Below are 20,846 nucleotides of genomic sequence, written 5' to 3'. Positions count from 1 at the left end.
CTATGGCTTGGGCAATGTCGCCCAAGCCATGATTTTCTCTCATGGTGACACTCTATGTCTGATTTAACGATGTCCGATAAACAAACGATTCAAACTCAAGCTGCGCATCCGACGTTTTTCCTGATGAACAACCTGATTCAAAACTACGCTTGGGGCAGTACTACTTCTGTTAACCAACTGTTTGGCATTGAAAACCCAACAGGCGAACCACAAGCAGAAGTATGGATGGGCGCGCATCCAAACGGTTGCTCAATGGTGACGGTAAACGGCGAGGAGACCAAACTCTCTTCACTGATTGCTCAAGACATGAATGCTTTTCTGAGTGAAGAAGTCGCAAACCGTTTTGGTGAACTTCCATACCTGTTTAAAGTGCTTGCCGCCGAGAAAGCGCTGTCGATTCAGGTGCACCCAAACAAGCAACAAGCAGAACTGGGTTTTGCACTGGAAGAAAAACAAGGCATTCCCCTAACCGCTGCAAACCGTAACTACAAAGATCCAAACCACAAACCAGAATTGGTTTACGCGCTAACCGAATACCAAGCGATGAATGGCTTCCGCCCAACAAGTGAAATCATCAGCTTCTTCTCTGAGCTGGCGATTCCTGAGCTGCAAGGCTTGGTGGATGACCTTATCGCAAACCAAACGCCAACGGGCTTAGCGACCTTCTTCTCCGGTCTACTGTCACTAGAAGGCGAACAGAAAGAGATGGCGTTGACGGTGCTATTGGCACAAGCTCGCATCACCGACTTACCTCTGTTCAACCTGATCTTGGAGTTAGAAACGCAATACCCGGGTGACATTGGTTTGTTTGCGCCCTTGCTACTCAACGTCATCACGCTGAAACCAGGCGAAGCGATGTTCTTGAATGCAGAAACGCCACACGCGTACTTGAAAGGTACGGGGCTTGAGATCATGGCGAACTCAGACAACGTGCTACGTGCCGGTTTAACGCCGAAGTATATGGACGTAAAAGAACTCGTTGCATGCACACGCTTCGAAGAAAAGCCATTCGACACTCTACTGCTTGCGCCAATCGAAAACGACGACATGTTGGAATACCCAATTCCCGTCGACGATTTCAAATTCGCGATTGTAAAACAAGCCAACCAACGAACGCTTGCTGTAAGAACCGCAGAAATCCTGTTGCCGCTAGATTCCCCGCTCGTGATTACACACGCAAATGGTGAAACATGTGTAGTAGATAAAGGCCAATCTGTTTTCATTCCGGCTTACGCAAAACAATACACCTTGAATTGCGAAGGTCGTGTGGCGCGGGCTTACAGTTAATATCGCTGATTAAGTTCACATGTCGTTACTGCCAATAAGCAAAAAAGAGCAGAGAAACGTCTCTGCTCTTTTACTTAATATGCGCTTTTCCCGATAAATTCACGCAATAATCAAATTGTCTAGAAAGGTTTACTGCTTAGCGTGGAACATCGCTTGTCCACTTTTATCTTTATTCGACCAAAAGTTAATATTGAACTGTGCATCATCGCTCATTTCAATACGATGCCAATACTGTGGCGGGCTTGTCGCGAACTGACCTGCATTGATCACGACGACCATTTCAGGCTCTGTCGTGAATTCATCAGCAAAACCATAGTAGGTGACTTGCCCCTCCATTACGCATAACTGCCCAAACACGCCTTCGGCTGTGTTGTGATGAGTTAGAAGAGCTGGAGGCACACTGCCTTTGGTAAAAAATGGCGTCGAACGTTGAACCGTCCAGTCTTTCGGAATACGAAGATGTGACATGGTTATACCCTCTTTGAATATAAAATTGTGCTGCTTGAAGCGAGTTACGATTGCGCGACTTGAGACAGTTCACGCAGTAACGGAAAAGCCTGAGCCACTTGCTCGCCCGTAACAACAAACCCTGTCAATATGCTTTGTTCATTTTCAGCTTTTGCTACGATGCCAGATTGAGAAATCTGCACATTCCAATTCGCGACAGCACTGAAGTCCCCGGCAAGCTGAATTGGGTAACTCGGCGTTTTGACTTTTACCATCATTGGCGGCAACTTCAATTGCGCTTCCTGCCCAAGCAACTGCTTACCTAAAACATTAGCGCTCAACACGATTGGCTGAAGGTATGGAAGCATGCGCCCTTGTATCTCGGCGCAATCGCCCAGAGCGAATACATTGTTCGCAGAAGTCTGCAGCTTAGCGTCGACAGCAATGCCTTTCCCAACCTCTAATCCACAAGCATTCGCTAATTGAGTGTTTGAAAGCAAGCCAGCAGCAGAAATCACTACATCAGTCTCGATCACTTCACCGCTGTTCAAAGTCGCTACCAACGAATCGGCTGTACGATTCACCTCAACAACCCCATTTCCCAACGCCAGTTGAATGCCTTGCTGCTTAAGTTGGCTTTCCAGAGGCAACGCCACAAACTCAGGAATAAGATTGGCAAGCAAGCGTTGGTTTGATTCAACCACCGTAACGGCTTTACCACTGCTCGCAATATCCATTGCAATCTCAACGCCAATCAAACCACCACCGATAACCATTACGCGCTTTGCTTGACTGATTCTCTCTTCTGCGAGCTGATACTCTTGTAACGAATTGAGCGTTAGGACATCGCCAGAAGCATCACCTCGCATTGGAGGAACAAAGGCTTTCGCGCCCGTTGCAAAAATCAGTTTGGAGTACGCATAAACTTGTCCACCTGCTACCACTTGTTGGGCTTGCGTATCCACACTATCAATTTTAGTGTGGGTTAATAACTCGATATGATGCTCTTGAGCAAACGCTTCTCCCGTTTTTACCACCAGATCCCTCGCGGTCTGTTTTCTACTGAACACATGGCTCAAATCGGGCTTGTTATACTCCGCACCGTCATCAGCGGTGAATACTTGAATTGACACCTGTGCATCCATTCGACGCACAGTTTTAACCAGTTGATACGCAGCAAAGCCACTGCCTATGATTACAATTGGTGCTTGCATCACAGCTCCTTAACCCTTGAACTCAACAAATACATCTTTACCCAAGTGACACTCAGGGCAAAGGAAGTAATCCGGAACGTCTGACCACGTGGTACCCGGTTCAATTCCTTGGTTAGGCTCACCCTGAGCAGGGTCATACACCCAGTTACAAACGGTGCAAATCATGCACTGGCAATCTGCGGGATGCGCCTCGGTACTAGGGTTACTAGCAACAACTTCTTCTACCGCTTGTGTTGCTACTTGTACAGCAGGCTGTGGTTGAACTTGTGGTGCAGACGAAGAAATCGCCGGAGCAAGAACTGGGCTCGTAAGGTCATGCTTTGCCCACAATTTCGCGATGCTCTTACCATGTTCACGACACTCACGCATCGCTTTACCATCTGGTCGCCATTTGGTTTTCAAACTCACCGCGGTTTCAAAACCTGCGTCAGTCAATCGAGCATGGATACGGTCTACCGCACCACCATTCCACCCGTAGCTACCGAATGCAGCGGCCTTCTTGGCTTTAAAACGAAGACCTGTGATCTCCTCCAGCATGCCAGCAATCTTCGGCATCATGACGTTATTCATGGTAGACGAACCAACCAAGATGCCTTTTGAGCGGAACACATTGGCGAGAATTTCATTCTTATCGTGCTTAGACACATTGAAGACTTTAACCGCGACACCCGGGTCGACATCGTGAATGCCCTGTGCAATCGCGTCCGCCATCATTCGGGTATTGTTCGACATAGAATCGTAGAAGATGGTAATACGATCTTCTTGGTAGTTATCCGCCCACTCTAGATACTGTTCGATGATTTGGACTGGGTTATCGCGCCACACAATACCGTGTGAAGTTGCAATCATGTCGACAGGCAAGTTGAAGCTCAGTACTTCTTTGATTTTGGCTGTTACCAAGCTGCTGAACGGCGTTAGAATGTTTGAGTAGTAACGCAAACACTGTTCCATCAGCTCATTTTGATCCACTTCATCATTGAATAAGCGTTCATCGCAGTAGTGCTGACCAAATGCGTCGTTACTGAATAACACTGCATCGCCAGTTAGGTATGTCATCATGCTGTCTGGCCAATGCAGCATTGGCACTTCCACAAACACCAATTGCTTACCGTTACCAATATCGATGCTGTCACCCGTTTTTACCGTTTTAAAGTTCCATTCGGGATGATGGTGATGGCCAACAATCGAATCAATCGCCGCTTCTGTACAGTAAATTGGCGTGTTCGGAATCTTCTCCATCAATGCCGACAATGCGCCTGAGTGATCTTCTTCAGCATGATTTACTACGATAAAGTCGATAGACTTAAGGTCGATTTCCATTTCTAAATTTTGGATGAATTGTTGACTGAATCGATGATCGACCGTATCAATCAATACGGTTTTCTCTTCACGAATTAGATAACTGTTGTAGCTGGTACCTTTTGTCATTTTGTATTCTGTACCGTGGAAGTCTTGAACTTCCCAATCGCGTTGACCTACCCAGTGGATGTTGTTTTTTACGTGAATTGTCATGATTACTACCTTGAATGACGGGATAAACAAAAATAATTTCTTCTTGTAATGCACTGGGCATGCCAACTTTTAATTGCTATATATTTCAATAATTTAATTAAAACACAACTTTAACAACTGTCATTTAGACACAGTTGAAAATTGTCATTAAGACACTACAATAGTCATATTGACACATTTGGTATTGGCTATGACTTCTTTAATCGCGCAATGGCTACACATCACGCAAGACCTAAATTCAGCGCTCACTCGGCAAGCTCGATTTGATACCTTATTAACAACGATTCGCGAGATATTAAAATGTGATGCTTCTGCTCTTCTTTTGTATGAAGATCAGCACTTTAAGCCGCTGGCTATCAATGGCTTAGCAAAGGAAGTATTGGGACGCCGTTTTTCTATAAACCAACACCCGAGATTGGAAGCCATTGCACGCGCTGGCGATATCGTACGGTTTCCATCGAATAGCGACTTACCCGATCCCTATGACGGGTTAATTCCGAACCACGACGACAATCTGCACGTTCATTCATGTATTGGTCTCCCTTTGTTGATCGACGATCAATTGATTGGCGCGATCACTATTGATGCCTTCGACCCGAATCAGTTCGATGGTTTACTCAATCAAGAACTACGCTTTGTAAGTGCGTTAGCCGCGGGGGGCTTGCACACTGCTCTACTACTGGAGCAGTTAGAAACACAAGCAAGCTTGCCACGTGAGTCTTACACTGAGAAACGCACCTTGAGCAACGAAATCATTGGCAAATCGGCTGGGATGAAAGCACTTCAAGAGCAAATCGATGCGGTGGCAGATACCGAGCTATCAGTGTTGATAATGGGTGAAACAGGGGTTGGTAAAGAGCTCGTCGCAAACGCAATTCATCATCGCTCTCACCGAGCCAATAATACCTTGGTGTACTTAAACTGTGCCGCATTACCTGAGTCTGTCGCAGAGAGTGAGCTTTTTGGTCATATCAAAGGTGCTTTTACTGGTGCTATCAGTAATCGCAAGGGTAAGTTCGAACAAGCAGATGGTGGCACACTGTTTTTGGATGAAGTTGGCGAACTGTCGTTAGAACTGCAAGCTAAGTTACTTCGAGCTCTCCAATACGGCGACATCCAACGTGTGGGTGATGACCGCCATATTCGAGTCAATACACGCATTGTGGCGGCAACGAACCGTGTTCTGCATGAAGAAGTAAAAGCTGGCCGTTTCAGAGCAGATTTGTACCACCGTTTGAGTGTATTCCCTCTTCATGTTCCCCCACTTCGTGAACGTGAAGACGATGTCGTGCTACTGGCTGGTTTCTTTGCAGAGCAACTACGCAGCAAGTTGGGGCTGAACAGTGTTCGACTCTCTCCCACTCTAGTTCAAGAACTTAAAGATTACTCTTGGCCGGGCAACGTGCGTGAACTGGAACACGTCATCAAACGAGCGGGCGTGCTTGCCAAAGCTAGAACTCAATCGCTGGATATCGAATTGGTGGAACAAGATTTCGATATCAAAGCGTCGAACAATCAGCCCATCACTGAAGAGCCAGGTATACCTAGCTCTTCATTTGAACTGTCAGACGCTGGTTTAAAACAAGCCACTGACACCTTCCAAAAATCCATGATTCTAAAAGCACTAGAGCAGAATCAAGGAAACTGGGCTGCAACAGCACGTCAGTTAGAACTCGATAATGGTAATTTACACCGCTTAGCCAAACGGTTAGGTATAAAGTAAAAAAAGGATACGGACGGTTTGAATTCCGCAAGAAAATCTATCTCGCTTATGTCAAAATGCACCATCACAATCGAAAAGTCTGTAATGTAATGAACTACCAAGCTGCTATTTTTGATATGGATGGTTTGCTCCTTGATACTGAGCGCGTCTGTATGCGTATTTTCCAAGAAGCATGTGAAGTCCAAAACCTTCCGTTTTATGAAGATGTTTACCAGTCGATCATTGGTCGCAATGCGGCAGGTATTGAAGCAATTTTCCGCAAAGCCTACGGTGAGAACCTAGACCGCCTGCATCATGAATGGCGTACTCGTTACAATGCTGTCGTCAAACACCAAGCCATCCCAGTGAAAAATGGTGTTGTTGAGCTGCTAGAATGGCTGAAAGCACAAGGCTTACCAATCGCAGTAGCGACTTCTACGGCAAAGGAGGTAGCGAAAATCAAACTGGAATTAGCGGGTTTGAGTAAGTACTTCGACAACCTCACCACAGGCTGCGAGGTAAACCACGGTAAACCCGATCCAGAAATCTATTTGCTGGCAGCGAATCGTCTGGATGTAGAACCAAGCCAATGTTTGGCCTTTGAAGATTCCAATAACGGTGTTCGTGCAGCCGTGGCAGCGAATATGGTTACTTATCAGATTCCGGATTTAGTTGAACCTTGCGAAGAGGTAAAACAATTTGGTCATTCCATCGTGCCGTCATTACATGAAGCGTTAGATGCGTTGAAGCAAAATCGCTAAACGTCAACTGCCGCTCTAACTGTTAAAGCTCAGCAATTTGGCTGAGCTTTTTTATACTTGAGCCTCTCCTCTCACCTTCTCTAATCTACTTCTAATAAACGCCAAGATACTGCTCCAAAGGCTTAATAAGATAGACCTTATCTCTGTACGGGGCGTATTCCTTTCTTTTTTGATTTACCTCACGCCATCGCATGAAATAGGGCCTATGAGTGATCAAATAGTGGAACTAACCAGTACAACTTTGCAACAAAACGTCAATATACCGCTTGAAGCACGTTTTTCGAGTGAAAATTGGCTGATAATGAGAACTATTGGATGAGATTAATCCAAGTCAGCCCAAAATATAAAATGGAGAGTGTTATATGTCTTTACGTTTATTAGCAGCAACCTTCGCATTAGTAGGAATGAGCTTTGGTGCCCAAGCCAGTGCCGAGTGTGAAGTGTCCCTAGATGCTAACGATATGATGCAGTTTTCTACTAAAACACTGAGCGTTCCAGCCACTTGTAAAGAAGTAAAACTGACGCTAAACCACACAGGTAAAATGCCTGCACAATCAATGGGTCACAACGTCGTTATCGCAGATACCGCTAATCTACAAGCAGTAGGTACGGACGGCATGGCAGCAGGTGCAGAAAACAATTACGTGAAGCCAAATGACGACCGTGTATACGCTCACACAAAAGTGATTGGCGGCGGTGAAAGCACCAGCATTACTTTCAGCACTGAAAAAATGAAAGCTGGCGGCGACTACTCATTCTTCTGCTCGTTCCCTGGTCACTGGGCGATCATGCAGGGTAAATTTGAGTTCAAATAAGAGCTAACAAAGTCAAAACAAGACTCACTATAGGGAAGCCATCGCTTCCCTTTTTATTGCACGTTAGTTAAGCACGTCGATGGATAATCTCATCCAAAGGTACAGGCCTTGCTAAGTAAAATCCTTGAACTTTATCAACCCCACTTGACCGCACAAAGTCATAGTCAGACTGCGTTTCCACCCCTTCCGCTACGACCTCGCAATTTGCAATATGTCCTAACTTAGCAACCAATCGATACAGTTGACGTCCACGATGATCGTTAGCGTCCAATAGCAGCGATCTGTCTAGCTTAATCTTGTTAAATGGATACTTGAACAAATGAGGAAACGACGCGTAGCCCGTACCAAAATCATCCATTGTGATACGAACTCCCATACTCTGTAGAGCTTTCATGGTGTTAGTTAAAGAAACTTCATTGTCTAATACGGCTTCTTCAGTAATTTCAATTTCAAGCCATTCAGCCGGGATTCCAAAATAGACCAACCTGCCTTGTAAATGCTGAACAAAATCCACTTGTTGAATGGTAGCAACAGAAACATTAATGGCCACTCTTCGCTGATCAGATAATCCCATTTCCTTCATATCCGACAACACCTTTTCGAGAACTAGTTTATCGAGCAGTGGCATAGCATCTAACCGGTGAAAATCTTCAATAAACGTTGGTGAAAGTAAGTTTCCATCTTCATCTTTATATCGAATAAGCGCTTCGTAAGAATACTGTTCCGCATCCTTTGTTGAATGCTGCTTTTGATAAAACATCACCAACTCGCCTTCACGAAGAATGGAAGTTAAACGCTTCTGCGCGGATGACTTGCTGATACTCGATGTGTTCGCATCTTTCACACTACTGAGTAGTGATTTAAATAGGGATTGTTCTAAACCATTGTAAGTATTACTTACACCAAGCTGCCCCACATATTTGCCTGTATAGGCTAGATAAAAAGGTCGATAAATTAGTACACCAATCGCAATCACCACCAGTTGAAGTATCGCCCCCTGGACCTGATGCCCCATTGCAACATAACCACTCAACAGAGGCGGTGTCATCCAGTTCACAATATTTTCAACAGGCGCAATTAAGCCGGAAGCAATTGCGCAGTAGGTGATGATAAAACTTACCAGCGGCACTAATACAAATGGGACGACCAGAATAGGATTAAAGATGATAGGCAACCCAAATAGCAGCACTTCATTGATGTTGAACATCACCAATGGTGCTGCCGCTAACGCCAGTAAAATATGATTGCGCTCTTTAGCGAACCATAACAGACACAGGAGTAAACTGATGCTATTCCCTGACCCGCCCATGGATAAAAATGCGTCGTAAAAACCTTGGCTAATGACGTTAAGCGACGCTTCGCCTGTTTGCCAAGCAGCCATGTTGGCTTCGGTCGCAGCGTATATTTGCTGCTTGATGGCAAACAACATGTTGTGACCATTAATGCCCGCCGCTCCTAATAAGCTCAAGATGGATTGATAAAATAATCCTCCTGTGAACGTCAGCGGATCAAAGTTAAGTCCAGCCACTGTTGTAGTAAAAGCATCCATCACCGCTGCGGTGACATGAGATAAGCTAACCGCAAATAAAACGAATACGAAAAAATGTAAGACATCTTTAAAAAGACGAGAAGAGAAGTCCATTGCTTGAGGATCAAGCAGCTCAATTCGGAAACTTTTACAATAAACGTATGACACCGTTGCACTGAAGAGTGCTAATAAAGGGTTATTCGGCAACATGTAATTACTAGAAAGGCTGTCATTCTCTATTGAAATTAAATAGAACATGACCAACGAATAAATGATGATAATCGCGCTCGACACATTCACTTTATGCGATAAATAGTAACCAGCCACAATGCAAAACGCTGTGGGATATAAGTTGATTAAAATATCAGAAAGATGGAACAATAACTGAGAAACCTCTGACACCCCTAGGATTCTAGAAGCGTGACCAAGAAAGATAGCAAGTGCGTTAGATAGCGTCAGCGGTAACAGCAATAAGGCAATAGATGCGAGATCAGTAAGATAAGATTTAGATCCAAATCGCCATTTATCTGTAAATACCGTTAGACGATGAAAGGGGTCAAATACGCGTTCACGACGAGTGTGCATGGTGAGTTCTTATATTAAGTAATAATCATCGGCTGCGAAATAGGCAGCCGTAAATGCAACGGCCAGACTCAGTAACGTATTATTTGGTGGATAATTTTTAGTGTTTCTATTGGCTAAAACAATAGTTTGAATTGCCAGTCACAGCGCAAAGATGTCGCAAGTGCAATTTAACGATTATATACCCCTTGATCCAATGAGATTATTATCCTTAACGATAAAAGCCATACCAAGCATCTCGATATGGCTATCGTTAAAACTGATGTATATACCCAAATGACTTCAAGAAGGAGGCTTCGGTGACACGCCCTTGACGAGCGAGTTGATTTGGCTCACATACACTGTGAACAATTTTTGATTTAGCACGAGTAGAACTTCAAGTCGTTGTCTCGTCTGTAAAACAAATCATTTAATCCCGTGTAGCTCTTTCCAGTTTCCTGGATGAACCACATAGCCGAACAGGGCATGCCCACCATAAACCAGCTCGGTTCCTTCCGGGATCCACAGCATTTGACCTGGGTGAACAAGATGTGTTTCACCGTTTGCGGTCAGCTCGAAACAGCCTTCAATCACAAAAATAACCTCATCATAAAGCAGCGTCCAAGCCACTTGAGCGCCTTCCCATTTAGCAAAACCTACGCCAATGTTTGGTGAAATTTCCGGGCTTAACGCTCGGGCTACGTACGCCATTCCCGGTGTATCACCACGAACATTAAAATCTAGGTTTTTACTATCAACGAGTTTGACTTGCTTCATAACTCACTCCTGCTTTGCCATTTTGCTAATTGGATACGCGTTTTTACTCCCATGCCTAAAAAAGGCTCTGGCGGATTCAAACAAGGCATCCCTGTCACTTGCTGTATGTCATCCAATGATTTAGATGTCGCACCTACGACATAGTCAGCTAACAGCGTTCCAGAAATGGTTCCCCACGCGGCACCAACACCATTGTCACAAGCGCTGGCATAAACACCTTCATCTAATTGACCAAAAAAGTTAGTAAAGTTACGAGAGATGGCATATACCCCACCCCATGTGTGAGTAAATGGTACGTCGGCCAGCTCGGGGTAACGCGCCAAAAAGACTTGACGATGATCGTCTCGGATTTGCTCTCTGACTTTATCGTTCATGCTTGAGCCATACTTCGGCACATGTTTGTAAGTATTTCGGATCAAAATACGTCGATCGGCGGTCATACGTAACGTCGTTCCCGCATGATCAGCTGGGGTTAGGCCCCAATTCAGCTCTCCTCCGTATCGCTGCATTTCTGCGTCAGTCAATGGACGCGTCCAGCTTGCAAACGTCATCACTGGCAGTAATCTGTTTTTAAGGTAACCAAACTCACGAGTAAAAATGCTGGTGCCAAGTAACAGTTCAGTGGTTTCAACAGAACCACTATCTCCATGTAATACCCAGTAACCGTTCTCTTTACTGAGTTTGCGGATTGGCGAGTTTTCTAACACCTCGACATTCTCTGGAAGGCTTTCCCCTAGCCCACGCACCAGAGCAGCAGGTTGCATTAAATAACCACCTGGCGTGTAAATTGCGCGGCTGTAGTAATTTGTCCCTAAGACTTTCGCCAGCTCACTGCCATTAACATGGAAGTATGGTTCGCCAAGGTCTTTCATTAGGTGCTCAAAGTGATCGAGATACGCTTCACCGCGCGCCCCTACGGCTCCTTGATATTTGCCCTTTGCTGACCACTGACAAGAAATACTGTGCTTCGACACTAAAGTGTCTAGCTGAGCAATCGCAGAACGGTTGAGCGATAACAACTTTTGTTTGTGCTCAGGGTCGGGATGCTCAAGTGAAAACTTATGAGGCAAATCGATCACAAAGCCCGAATTTCTCCCTGACGCCCCTTGGCCGATACGTTGCGCATCAATCAGTATAATTCGTGCGTTAGGCTGAAGCTCAGCTAAACGTCTTGCCATAGCTAGTCCAGCGAAACCGGCACCTAGCACGGCATAGTCAGCAGTTTGTTTACCTTTTAACGCTGGTTTTTCTGCAATACTTGGCAACGCATGGTACCAACCACATGTTGCATCATCATTGGGTAAATGAATCATCTTCTTTCTCCGTTACGCTGCTGAAAGTTTCAATGACAATTGATCTAGCCAAGGACTACGTAATGACTGTACTTTTCTTCCTAGCAACGCAAAGCCAAGCATCGTTCCCTCAGGAGAATAAAACGCAGCGGTCAATTCATCTGCCTGACTCTCGATATACCATTGTCCCAGCTCGTTCGGGGCAACCGGGAAAATAGTGAGTGGAAGAATCGGCGTTTTTACAATCACAGGAGTTGGCGTTAACGAGATTGACGCGACATCGCCTAGCAAGCTTTTCGCTACGGAAGGAATCATTTGATTAATCGGCGCAATATACGGCTGCCAACCTTGCTCGGTTTCAACACAGTCGCCTAGCGAGTAAATACTCTCATCACTCGTCTGGCCGAATTGATTCACTTTAATGCCGCGGCCCACTTCGAGCCCTGCTTGCTCAGCCAGCGATACATTTGGCTTGAGCCCAACCGCGCTTAGCACTAGGTCTGCTTCAATCTGCTTGCCACTGTTTAGATGCAAAACCGCGCTTGATTCGGACCTTGGCTCGATTCTGGCGATACTGTCTTGTAGAGCCCATTGCACACCTCGATCTGCAAGTGCGCTTTGTAATGATTCACCCAACTGTTGCGGGATCAAATGCTCCATTGGCCATTGACCCAACCCGATAACTGTTACTTCATAACCGCTTTCGATCAGGTCATTCGCGAACTCACAGCCAATTAAGCCATCACCTAGGATTGCGATGCGCTTTTTGTCTTGCAGCTCCGCTCTGAAACGCCGGTAATCAACTAAGTCGTTCACACTCATAACACAAGAGCGATCACCCTCAATTGGGATTTCAATCGGTGATGCACCTGTTGCCAGTACCAAGCGACTGTAGGCGTATTTACCGATGGAGGTATGTAGCGTTGAATTGGCACGATCGATATGTTCAACTCGGGTATGCGGGTAAACGCGGATATTGAGACGGCTTTCCCACTCCAACGCGCTTTCACTTTGTAGCGCGTCGCCGTCTTTATTCATGACCAGTGCATTAGACAAGGCAGGCTTGCTGTACAGTGCGCCATCATCAGCGGTAAAAACAGTGATCGGAACCGTTTCAGATTGCGCTCTAAGTGCCGCTGCCAACTGGTAACCACTGTGGCCACTACCGATGATAACAATAGGGTCAGCTGAAAATATAGGCTGAGTGACTTCAGATGGAAGTGGCTGAGTCGCATTTGGCTGAACAGACGATCCTACCGACACCGAAGACACTGCCGCGACCTCTTCTACTGGCTCATCGTCGGTGATTTCGATCATTTCAAAATCGGCCTTACCCACTAAACAGTCGGGGCATAACCAATCATCCGGCACATCTTCCCATGCTGTTCCTGGTGCAATGCCATCGGATGGCCAACCTTGTGCTTCATCATAGATTAAGCCGCAAATAATACAGAGCCACTTTCTCATCACTTTTACTCCAACTACCTTGTTCAGAATTTCCGTGTTTACAAACCACTGTCAGATTTGTAGCGATTCCATCAACCTCGCCCTAGCTTGTGGTCTGAAATCCAAGCCGGTGCGAGGTGATGAAAATCAAGTTACACGGTAGCTATACGTTGCTGTCTTGCTGCAAACGAATGGCAATATTGCGTGTCTGGACATAGCTATAAATCGCTTCTTGTCCTTTTTCTCGCCCAAAACCGGACAAGCCCACGCCACCAAATGGTGTTTCGATACCACCAGCAAACCATTCATTGATGAACACTTGCCCACCACGCAGTTGCTGCGCCACACGCAATGTTTGGTTTAGGCTTTCACCAAAGACACCAGCGACCAGGCCAAAATCGGTGCCATTCGCGATTTCGATTGCTTCTTGCTCAGTTTCAAACGGTGTAATTACCAGTACAGGGCCAAACACTTCTTCTTGAGCAATACGCATATCTGGTGAGGCTTCAATCACCGTTGGTGCCACAAAGTAACCCGATAAATCAGGTGCGTAGCCACCCGTTAGGATATTCGCGCCGTCGGCTTTTGCTTGCTCTATCATTTCAAGCACGCGTGCTTGTTGATCAGCAGATACCAACGGTGTGATGTCCGGCTGGCTTTCGCCTTGACCAATAGTTAGGCTTTTTGCCATTTCCACTACCACCGCTTTTACTTCTTCATAACGCTCTTTTTGAATCAGCAAACGAGACATTGCCGAACACACTTGACCAGCGTTAAAGAAAATACCGACCTGAACGCTTTTCAAAAGTGTTTCGAGGTTCGCATCTTTCAGCGCGATAGCAGCCGATTTACCACCCAGCTCCATCACCGATGGAGTAGCGCGTTGCGCTGAATCTTGCAGGATGCGTTGGCCGGTTGGAACGGAACCCGTAAAGACAATTTGATCGACCTCTTGGTGCTGCACCAAATGACTGCCAACTACTGAGCCTTTGCCACATAGCAAGTTAATCGTGCCTTTTGGGAAGCCCGCTTTTTCAATCGCTTTAATCAACAACGTCATGGCAAGTGGGGAAATCTCTGGCGATTTGATCACCACTGCGTTACCTGCGGCTAATGCAGGTGCCAATGAGCGTGCACAAATAGAGACAGGGAAATTCCACGGCACAATCTGCACCGACACGCCAAACGGCACATATTGAGTGAAGTCGACATAGTCTTTACCCAACGGAATTGACGTGCCTTCCAGCTTGTCGGCCATGCCAGCGTAGTATTCGAAGTAACGTGCCGACTCTAAAAACTCATCTTTGGCATCTTGCAAAGATTTCCCATTTTCACGACAGGCAACTAACCCACCTTCATCAACCATTTCACGAATAGCTGCGGCGGCTTTTAACATCCACTCGGTTCTGACGGCTGGACGAACGTCCGAAAGAAGACCTTGCTTGACTACTCGACGTGCCGCCGCCATTGCGCGATCTGCATCGGTGATAGTGGCTTCTGCAATCGTCGCATACGCTTCGGCAGTGCCAGGATTCATGACGGTCAGCGCTTGCTCTGAATCGCACCACTTACCATCAATATAATTAAGGTAATGCATCATCTTACTGCTCCAATGCCGCTTTCACTTGCTTTGCCAACCAGGTTTGGAAGAAATGCGTCGGAACATCCATTTCTGGTGAGAACACGCCACCACTAAAGCCAGGTGAGTAACGACCTTCCTGCATACCCTCGACCGCGCCAATATCTTCGCCGAACACGACTCGCCACGACTCAACGGTAGCAGTACGACACGCAGCAAACTCATCTTTCGTTGCTTCATCACCCACATAGAAAACGCGTAGGTGCTCAACACTCTTATTCGCAGTGATTGGTTCAATCATCATTGCAAAGGCATGATCGGCTTGAATACCAAGCAACACGTTTGGAAAGAGTGCAACGTATTCTGCATGACGCAGTTTATCTTCTGGCCAGCTTGGAAATTTAGGTAAGTGTGTTCCTGCTGTATCAGAAAGGTTGTACGCGAGACTACCTTGACCAGCAAAGCGCTCTGCAAACATGATGTTGTAGTGATCCTCTAGGCGAGAATAACTGTTCAAACTCGGATGCACCCAAGGTAAGTGGTAAGCCTCGCAGTAGTTTTCTACGGCAAGCTTCCAGTTACTTTTCACTTCGATCTCTAAGTTGCCACCCATGTTCACGCGGCGAAGAAGCCCTAACCCATCTTCACCTAAGAATTGCTGCCAACGTTGCTCTAGTGGCGCGATATGATCTTCAAAGCTTTCTGCATTGCCCGATAAGTTAACGAATACCATGTCCATCCAAACGGCTGAACGAAGTGGCTTAAGGCCGTGTTTTTCACACTTAAATCGATCATCTTTGTGTTTTGCGATACCACCGATGTGTGGTGTGCCTTTTAGATTGCCGTCAAGATCGTACGTCCATGAATGGTAAGGACAGCGAATCATGCCTTGAACTTCGCCCGCTTCATGCACCAGCTTCATACCTCGGTGGCTACATACGTTGTGGAAGACTTGGACTTCACCTTGACGATTTCTCATCATGAGTAGTGGAAGGTCCATGAAATCAAGTGGCATCACATAACCATTTTTAAGCAGGTCTGATGCAAAACCAATGCATACCCAAGTGTTACCAAACACCTGATCACGCTCAAAAGTAAAATACTCTTCGCTGGTGTAGGCCTGATTCGGCATTCCTGTTGCTTCACTGATTGGGTTCAGTACATTATCAACAAGTTCAACAGGAATAATGGTTTGGTTGACATTGCTCATATTCTTATCTCCGAGAGTCGAGTTGCATCCAGTGCGTACAACATCGTGTTGTGTTAGTGGAGATGATTTTGATTAACAACCCAGCAACAAACAAACGACTTTTTCGCCGGGTTTGGATGAGTTTTTGTCATTCATGCATTGATCTCAAACAACAAAATAACCTTTTAATTAACAAGGCTCTTCTTGTCATGATTAATACTCATTAACCGATGAGTATTAATCAGTTGAAACACAAAAGCCCTCTCTCTACTCTCTTTCAAAAATTAACAATAACGCAACAAACAATAACGCTAAAACAAAAGCACTGTGAGGGATGCCTATGAGAGCAACATCTGGGATATTGAAAGGACTCAATCCGACTGTGACTATCGCATCAAAGATCGTCGTTATCGGTTTTGTACTTTTCTGCGCCATTCTCGCCAACCAAGCGGGCCAATACTTCGAAACGATTTCCGGCATTTTGCTGCAGAATATGAAGTGGTTTTACATCGGACTTGTTTCACTCGTTGTCGGTTTTCTTCTTTATCTTATGGTTAGTCGATATGGACATATTCGTTTGAGTAAAGATGACGAAAAACCAGAGTTTAGTTATTTGTCTTGGGTATCCATGCTTTTTTCCGGAGGCATGGGGATAGGCTTAATTTTCTGGTCGGTCGCCGAACCGATGTGGCATTACGCTGACAACCCATTTACTCAAGGCCTGACCAATGAAGCCGCAACAACATCAATGAAACTGACATTCTTTCACTGGGGTCTACATCCTTGGTCTGTCTTTATCATTGTTGCACTCGCATTAGCCTACTTTTCCTACCGTAAAGATCTGCCTTTTACCCTACGCTCTATCTTGTACCCTTTGATTGGCGATCGTATTTATGGGCCTATCGGGCACACGGTTGATATCCTAACAGTCGCGGTGACTGCTTTCGGTATCTCTCAAACCTTGGGGATGGGAGTTATCCAAATAAACTCTGGTTTGAATCAAGCCTTTGGTCTAGACATTAGTTTGGGGATTCAACTCTTTATTATCGTTTCCCTTTGTACTTGTGCGGTTGCGTCGGTGCTATCTGGTGTAGGAAAAGGTATTCGCCGTTTATCAGAATGGAATATGCTGCTTTCACTCGCACTCGTGCTAGTCGTACTTTACATTGGCCCAACTCGCTATATCTTAAATACGCTACTTGAAAGCACGGGGCTTTATGCACAAAACATTGTCGGTATGAGCTTATGGAGCGATGCACAGAATGACTCTGGCTGGCAAAACTGGTGGACGGCTTATTACTGGCCTTGGTGGATGACTTGGGCACCTTTCGTTGGCATGTTTGTGGCTCGTATCTCTAAAGGGCGCACAATACGTGAGCTTATCGGCGGTGCTCTCATAGTTCCTACGCTGATCACGTTTTTATGGATTTCAGTATTTGGTGGCGCAGCGTTAAAGGTAGAGCAAGACGCTCGTGTTGCTCATCAAGAGCAAGACGCTCGTGTTGCTCATCAAGAGCAAGTCACTGCGGCACAAGAAGCCAAACAAACACCACCTGCGGATTTTTCTGGCGGCCCGATTCTTGAAGCGACTAAAGCTGATACGACACGCGCTTTGTTTACGCTATTCGACAACCTAGATACAGGTATGTTTGGTAAACTCCTTAGCGTGCTTGCGTGTTTATTACTCGGTACTTATTTCATTACCTCCGCTGACTCAGGTACCTTAGTTCTATGTACCCTCGATGCCGCTGGACACAGTGAGCCTCCTACCTCTATACGCGTATTGTGGGGGATCATGATCGCCGCCATTGCGGGAGTGCTTCTATATGCAGGAGGGTTAAAAGCAATGCAAACGGCCTCAATTATTGCCGGTTTCCCTATCGCGATTTTTATCGCGGTGATGAGCTTAACGCTGTTCCATAGTATTCGACGCGAACCTAAGCCATGGGCAATGCTTCCTGAGCATGTTCACCCAGAGCAAGAGAAACTTGATGGTCCTGTTGAACCGCTTGTTGAAAGCAAAACTGTGGCTTCCGAGCCTATCGCTTCAACATCCTCGCTGAAAGATGATTCCACACTTAATCAGGGACCAGTACTAAGTTAGTGCGTCGTTTCATCAATCAATTAAAAAAGCGGGAACTGATATTCCCGCTTTTTTAACATTACCAAACTCTGTTCTTTTCTCTGCTTATTGATTTAGGCTAAACCTCGATCACCCACCTCATCTGGCAACTGTTGCAAAAGCCACTCTCTAAAACGCTTGACGCTGGCTGGGATTAAACCTCTATTTTTAGGTTCAAGCATAGAGAAATTGGAAGGTGTTGAAAGCACGTGTTCGACTGGTCTAACCAAAGCACCGCTTTGTAAATAGTCGTCCACTAATGAGCCCCAGGCTAACGCGATGCCCTGACCATTAATAGCCGCTTGTAACAGCATTGGATAGTTATTGATGTTCATGCGATTACGAGGCGAAATATTTGGCAACCCCACACTCGCAAACCACTGCTCCCAATTCACCCAGTCTCTTTGAGACTCTTCCAGATAGAGTAACGTTTTATTGAAGATTTCTTCTGGCTCACTAGGCTGGCCGATTTTCTCTAAATAAAGCGGGCTACACACAGGGAAGACTTCTTCTGAAAATAGCGTTGTCACATCCATTTCCGCAGGTGGAGTGCGACAATAAAACAAGGCGATATCGCAATCTAATCGGCGTAAGTCCAACACATTATCTGAGGCCAATATCCTTATATCGATGTCATCATGTTCATTTTGAAATTGAGCAACCTTAGGCAACAACCACAAGGCTGCCATTGCATTTGTCGTCGCAACCGTGATCTTTTGTTCGCCCTGCCATTTCTTCACTTCACCCGTGATTTGAGCAATATCGAGCAAAGATTGGCTGACAGCTTGATAATATTGAAGACCTGTAGGCGTTAAGTTAATGCTTCGATTGGCTCGCGTGAACATAGCCTTGCCCAAGTATTCTTCTAATTGTCTAATTTGGCGACTGATGGCACCTTGGGTCACGTTTAGCTCGTCAGCGGCTAACGTAAAACTCAAGTGCCGCGCCGACGCTTCAAACGCAACGAGGCTATTTAAAGGTGGGAGGGGTTTGATTTTCATGTATCTTCCAGTAAGGCAGTATTGTAATTATTTTTATTCCCGGCAATCTTATGTTGCACGTGGATAATGCCATTCTGGACAACACCTCAAAAACGACAATTTATAAATGATAAAAAATTGAGATGAATCATAAATTGTTGTGAGAGAGGCAACCGTATACAGTTTCGTGGCTACAAAGAGCACAAAAAAGAGGAGCAGTTACTCCTCTTATGCCTAGCCTTTTGGTCATTTTCTCCGAGTTAGCCCATTTACCCTATTGCCAGTTTAGTGCTCGCGTAACGCGCTTTTTTCTTTCTTGGGCTGGCTAAGAAGTACGCTAAAGTAAGAGGCCCTAATCGTCCCATAAACATCATGAAGATGATCACTAACTCACCCGGTTCGGACAAACTGCCCGTTAAGCCTCGCGACAAACCAACCGTACCCAGTGCCGAGACCGCTTCGAACATAATGTCTAACATAGACGCTTTCTCTGTCAGTAACAGCATGAAGATGGCAAACCAAGTCACACCCACCGAGATCAGAGTCAGCGCCAATGCCTTGCTGATGGTCTCCTTGGGAATCTCGCGTTGAAAGGCATAGGTAGCTTCATCGCGACGCAAATAACTGTAAGTTGCCAAGACTAACACCATAAATGTCACAACTTTAATACCACTTGCCGTGCTCAATGATCCACCGCCGATAAACATCAACACCAGAATGATCGCCGTTGTGGCATCTTCCAACTGATCGATAGCTAAAGTGTTGAAGCCTGCCGTTCTTGGCGTCACCGCTTGAAACCACGATGCCCACCATTTCCCTGCTTCGCTCAACGGGGCAAGCGTGTTGGGGTTGTCATATTCAATCAGGTAAATCGCGATAAGTGCCACCACGTTAATGATCACCGTGCCTAAGATCATCATTCGACTGTAAACGGTGAGTCGGTGCCAACGGCGATTGCGTTTTAAGTCAATCCAAACCGAGAAGCCTAAACCACCAATAATAAACAAACTGGTAATGGTGAAGTTAACGACCGGGTCGTCCACGTAAGGCATTAAGCTATCGGCACTCAACGCAAAACCTGCATTGTTAAACGCACTGATGGTGTAGAAGAAACCATGGAACAGACTGGTTTTCCAGCCCAGCTCTTCACTCCAATAAACGCTCAAAATAGTGAAACCAATAAGTTCAACGAGCAGAGCGAACATCAATACAGATTTAGCAGTGGCAATGAGTGTCGACGAGTCAGTTTGGTTGAATGCCTCTCTCGCGACGGCTCGCTCCAAAAAGCCAATTTTTCCGCCCAGAGCCAGCAAGGTCACGATGGCAAACGTCATCAAACCTAGGCCACCACATTGAATCAGAAAAGCAATAACCACTTGCCCAAAAGGCGTAAACGCCGTGCCCGTGTCTACCACAACTAATCCCGTCACCGTAATGGCCGATGTTGCTGTAAACAGGCTTTGAATCCAAGTGATGGGCTCTGTGGTGGCAATCGGCAGTTTGAGTAAAACTGTGCCGAGCATGATCAAGCACGCAAAGCTGAGGCTAAGTATTAATGGCGGTGCGCCCAACAATTTTTTGCCAGCTTTGGGTTTTCGCTCGATTGGGATAATAGAGGGATGCCACAAAACCAT

16 protein-coding genes are annotated in these 20,846 nt (G+C 45.8%); 5 read left to right on the top strand and 11 right to left on the bottom strand.

The features are described from left to right. Positions 1 to 54: 54 nt before the first annotated feature. Complete coding sequence (gene manA / locus J8Z23_RS23050; protein ID WP_434635466.1) at positions 55 to 1,287, top strand: mannose-6-phosphate isomerase, class I; 1,233 nt, start codon at positions 55 to 57, stop codon at positions 1,285 to 1,287. A 129-nt stretch (positions 1,288 to 1,416) separates the two neighbouring features. Here manA and J8Z23_RS23045 read toward each other — a convergent pair whose 3' ends face one another. Genes J8Z23_RS23045 through norV form a run of 3 tightly spaced genes read right to left on the bottom strand, consistent with a single transcriptional unit; the run spans position 1,417 to position 4,460 of the window. Further along, complete coding sequence (locus J8Z23_RS23045; protein ID WP_114322822.1) at positions 1,417 to 1,755, bottom strand: DUF1971 domain-containing protein; 339 nt, start codon at positions 1,753 to 1,755, stop codon at positions 1,417 to 1,419. Positions 1,756 to 1,799: 44 nt separating this feature from the next. Further along, positions 1,800 to 2,948, bottom strand: coding sequence for an NADH:flavorubredoxin reductase NorW (norW, locus tag J8Z23_RS23040; RefSeq protein ID WP_434635465.1), 1,149 nt, complete (start codon positions 2,946 to 2,948; stop codon positions 1,800 to 1,802). A 9-nt stretch (positions 2,949 to 2,957) separates the two neighbouring features. Then, positions 2,958 to 4,460: an anaerobic nitric oxide reductase flavorubredoxin gene (gene norV / locus J8Z23_RS23035; protein WP_434635464.1), complete on the bottom strand. Its 1,503-nt coding sequence runs from the start codon at positions 4,458 to 4,460 to the stop codon at positions 2,958 to 2,960. 190 nt (positions 4,461 to 4,650) lie between these two features. Here norV and norR point away from each other — a divergent pair, with 190 nt between their 5' ends. The 3 genes from norR to azu all read left to right on the top strand — a co-directional run bounded on the left by norR (position 4,651) and on the right by azu (position 7,738). Continuing rightward, complete coding sequence (gene norR / locus J8Z23_RS23030; protein WP_237311282.1) at positions 4,651 to 6,183, top strand: nitric oxide reductase transcriptional regulator NorR; 1,533 nt, start codon at positions 4,651 to 4,653, stop codon at positions 6,181 to 6,183. A gap of 89 nt (positions 6,184 to 6,272) precedes the next feature. Continuing rightward, a complete protein-coding gene (locus tag J8Z23_RS23025; RefSeq protein WP_434635463.1) occupies positions 6,273 to 6,923 on the top strand; it encodes an HAD family hydrolase in 651 nt (216 codons plus the stop codon). A 362-nt stretch (positions 6,924 to 7,285) separates the two neighbouring features. Further along, entirely contained in the window at positions 7,286 to 7,738 is a 453-nt protein-coding gene (gene azu, locus J8Z23_RS23020; protein ID WP_005392455.1) for an azurin, read from the top strand. A 67-nt stretch (positions 7,739 to 7,805) separates the two neighbouring features. On the opposite strand, the gene J8Z23_RS23015 is transcribed toward azu, so the two are convergent. The 6 genes from J8Z23_RS23015 to J8Z23_RS22990 form a co-directional block, all read right to left on the bottom strand. After that, complete coding sequence (locus J8Z23_RS23015) at positions 7,806 to 9,851, bottom strand: EAL domain-containing protein (RefSeq protein ID WP_434635462.1); 2,046 nt, start codon at positions 9,849 to 9,851, stop codon at positions 7,806 to 7,808. Positions 9,852 to 10,253: 402 nt separating this feature from the next. Continuing rightward, positions 10,254 to 10,604 carry an ethanolamine utilization protein EutQ gene (locus tag J8Z23_RS23010; protein ID WP_139059213.1) on the bottom strand — a complete coding sequence of 117 codons (351 nt, stop codon included), beginning with the start codon at positions 10,602 to 10,604 and terminating at the stop codon, positions 10,254 to 10,256. Continuing rightward, entirely contained in the window at positions 10,601 to 11,917 is a 1,317-nt protein-coding gene (locus J8Z23_RS23005; protein WP_074189840.1) for an NAD(P)/FAD-dependent oxidoreductase, read from the bottom strand. Before J8Z23_RS23005 ends, J8Z23_RS23010 begins: the two co-directional genes overlap by 4 nt. Positions 11,918 to 11,929: 12 nt before the next feature. Beyond that, positions 11,930 to 13,363 carry an FAD-dependent oxidoreductase gene (locus J8Z23_RS23000; protein WP_434635461.1) on the bottom strand — a complete coding sequence of 478 codons (1,434 nt, stop codon included), beginning with the start codon at positions 13,361 to 13,363 and terminating at the stop codon, positions 11,930 to 11,932. A 142-nt stretch (positions 13,364 to 13,505) separates the two neighbouring features. Next, the gene (locus J8Z23_RS22995; protein ID WP_258680597.1) at positions 13,506 to 14,942 is read right to left on the bottom strand and encodes an aldehyde dehydrogenase family protein; all 1,437 of its coding nucleotides are present in this window, start codon (positions 14,940 to 14,942) and stop codon (positions 13,506 to 13,508) included. Position 14,943: 1 nt separating this feature from the next. Beyond that, positions 14,944 to 16,131, bottom strand: coding sequence for an aromatic ring-hydroxylating oxygenase subunit alpha (locus tag J8Z23_RS22990; RefSeq protein ID WP_434635460.1), 1,188 nt, complete (start codon positions 16,129 to 16,131; stop codon positions 14,944 to 14,946). A 319-nt stretch (positions 16,132 to 16,450) separates the two neighbouring features. Between J8Z23_RS22990 and J8Z23_RS22985 the strand changes: the two genes are divergently transcribed. Beyond that, positions 16,451 to 18,214: a BCCT family transporter gene (locus J8Z23_RS22985; RefSeq protein WP_434635459.1), complete on the top strand. Its 1,764-nt coding sequence runs from the start codon at positions 16,451 to 16,453 to the stop codon at positions 18,212 to 18,214. Between the two features lie 92 nt (positions 18,215 to 18,306). Here the strand turns inward: J8Z23_RS22985 and gcvA are convergent, their stop codons facing one another. Together gcvA and J8Z23_RS22975 are read right to left on the bottom strand one after the other, a co-directional pair. Next, complete coding sequence (gene gcvA, locus J8Z23_RS22980; RefSeq protein ID WP_047103923.1) at positions 18,307 to 19,233, bottom strand: transcriptional regulator GcvA; 927 nt, start codon at positions 19,231 to 19,233, stop codon at positions 18,307 to 18,309. A 248-nt stretch (positions 19,234 to 19,481) separates the two neighbouring features. Next, positions 19,482 to 20,846: a TrkH family potassium uptake protein gene (locus J8Z23_RS22975; protein WP_434635457.1), complete on the bottom strand. Its 1,365-nt coding sequence runs from the start codon at positions 20,844 to 20,846 to the stop codon at positions 19,482 to 19,484.

Source organism: Vibrio sp. SCSIO 43086, from assembly GCF_051132235.1.
In the GTDB taxonomy this organism is placed as follows: Bacteria; Pseudomonadota; Gammaproteobacteria; order Enterobacterales; family Vibrionaceae; genus Vibrio; species Vibrio diabolicus.
Note: the sequence above shows the minus strand (reverse complement) of the source record. Positions and strands in the feature narration are given on the sequence as shown.

Coding starts and splice junctions, on each gene's coding strand:
- manA (WP_434635466.1), top strand. CDS start 55: ATGTCTGATTTAACGATGTCCGATAAACAAACGATTCAAACTCAAGCT.
- J8Z23_RS23015 (WP_434635462.1), bottom strand. CDS start 9,851: ATGCACACTCGTCGTGAACGCGTATTTGACCCCTTTCATCGTCTAACG.
- J8Z23_RS23005 (WP_074189840.1), bottom strand. CDS start 11,917: ATGATTCATTTACCCAATGATGATGCAACATGTGGTTGGTACCATGCG.
- J8Z23_RS22990 (WP_434635460.1), bottom strand. CDS start 16,131: ATGAGCAATGTCAACCAAACCATTATTCCTGTTGAACTTGTTGATAAT.
- J8Z23_RS22975 (WP_434635457.1), bottom strand. CDS start 20,846: ATGGTTTTGTGGCATCCCTCTATTATCCCAATCGAGCGAAAACCCAAA.
- J8Z23_RS23000 (WP_434635461.1), bottom strand. CDS start 13,363: ATGAGAAAGTGGCTCTGTATTATTTGCGGCTTAATCTATGATGAAGCA.
- azu (WP_005392455.1), top strand. CDS start 7,286: ATGTCTTTACGTTTATTAGCAGCAACCTTCGCATTAGTAGGAATGAGC.
- norV (WP_434635464.1), bottom strand. CDS start 4,460: ATGACAATTCACGTAAAAAACAACATCCACTGGGTAGGTCAACGCGAT.
- norW (WP_434635465.1), bottom strand. CDS start 2,948: ATGCAAGCACCAATTGTAATCATAGGCAGTGGCTTTGCTGCGTATCAA.
- J8Z23_RS23025 (WP_434635463.1), top strand. CDS start 6,273: ATGAACTACCAAGCTGCTATTTTTGATATGGATGGTTTGCTCCTTGAT.
- J8Z23_RS23045 (WP_114322822.1), bottom strand. CDS start 1,755: ATGTCACATCTTCGTATTCCGAAAGACTGGACGGTTCAACGTTCGACG.
- J8Z23_RS22985 (WP_434635459.1), top strand. CDS start 16,451: ATGAGAGCAACATCTGGGATATTGAAAGGACTCAATCCGACTGTGACT.
- gcvA (WP_047103923.1), bottom strand. CDS start 19,233: ATGAAAATCAAACCCCTCCCACCTTTAAATAGCCTCGTTGCGTTTGAA.
- norR (WP_237311282.1), top strand. CDS start 4,651: ATGACTTCTTTAATCGCGCAATGGCTACACATCACGCAAGACCTAAAT.
- J8Z23_RS23010 (WP_139059213.1), bottom strand. CDS start 10,604: ATGAAGCAAGTCAAACTCGTTGATAGTAAAAACCTAGATTTTAATGTT.
- J8Z23_RS22995 (WP_258680597.1), bottom strand. CDS start 14,942: ATGATGCATTACCTTAATTATATTGATGGTAAGTGGTGCGATTCAGAG.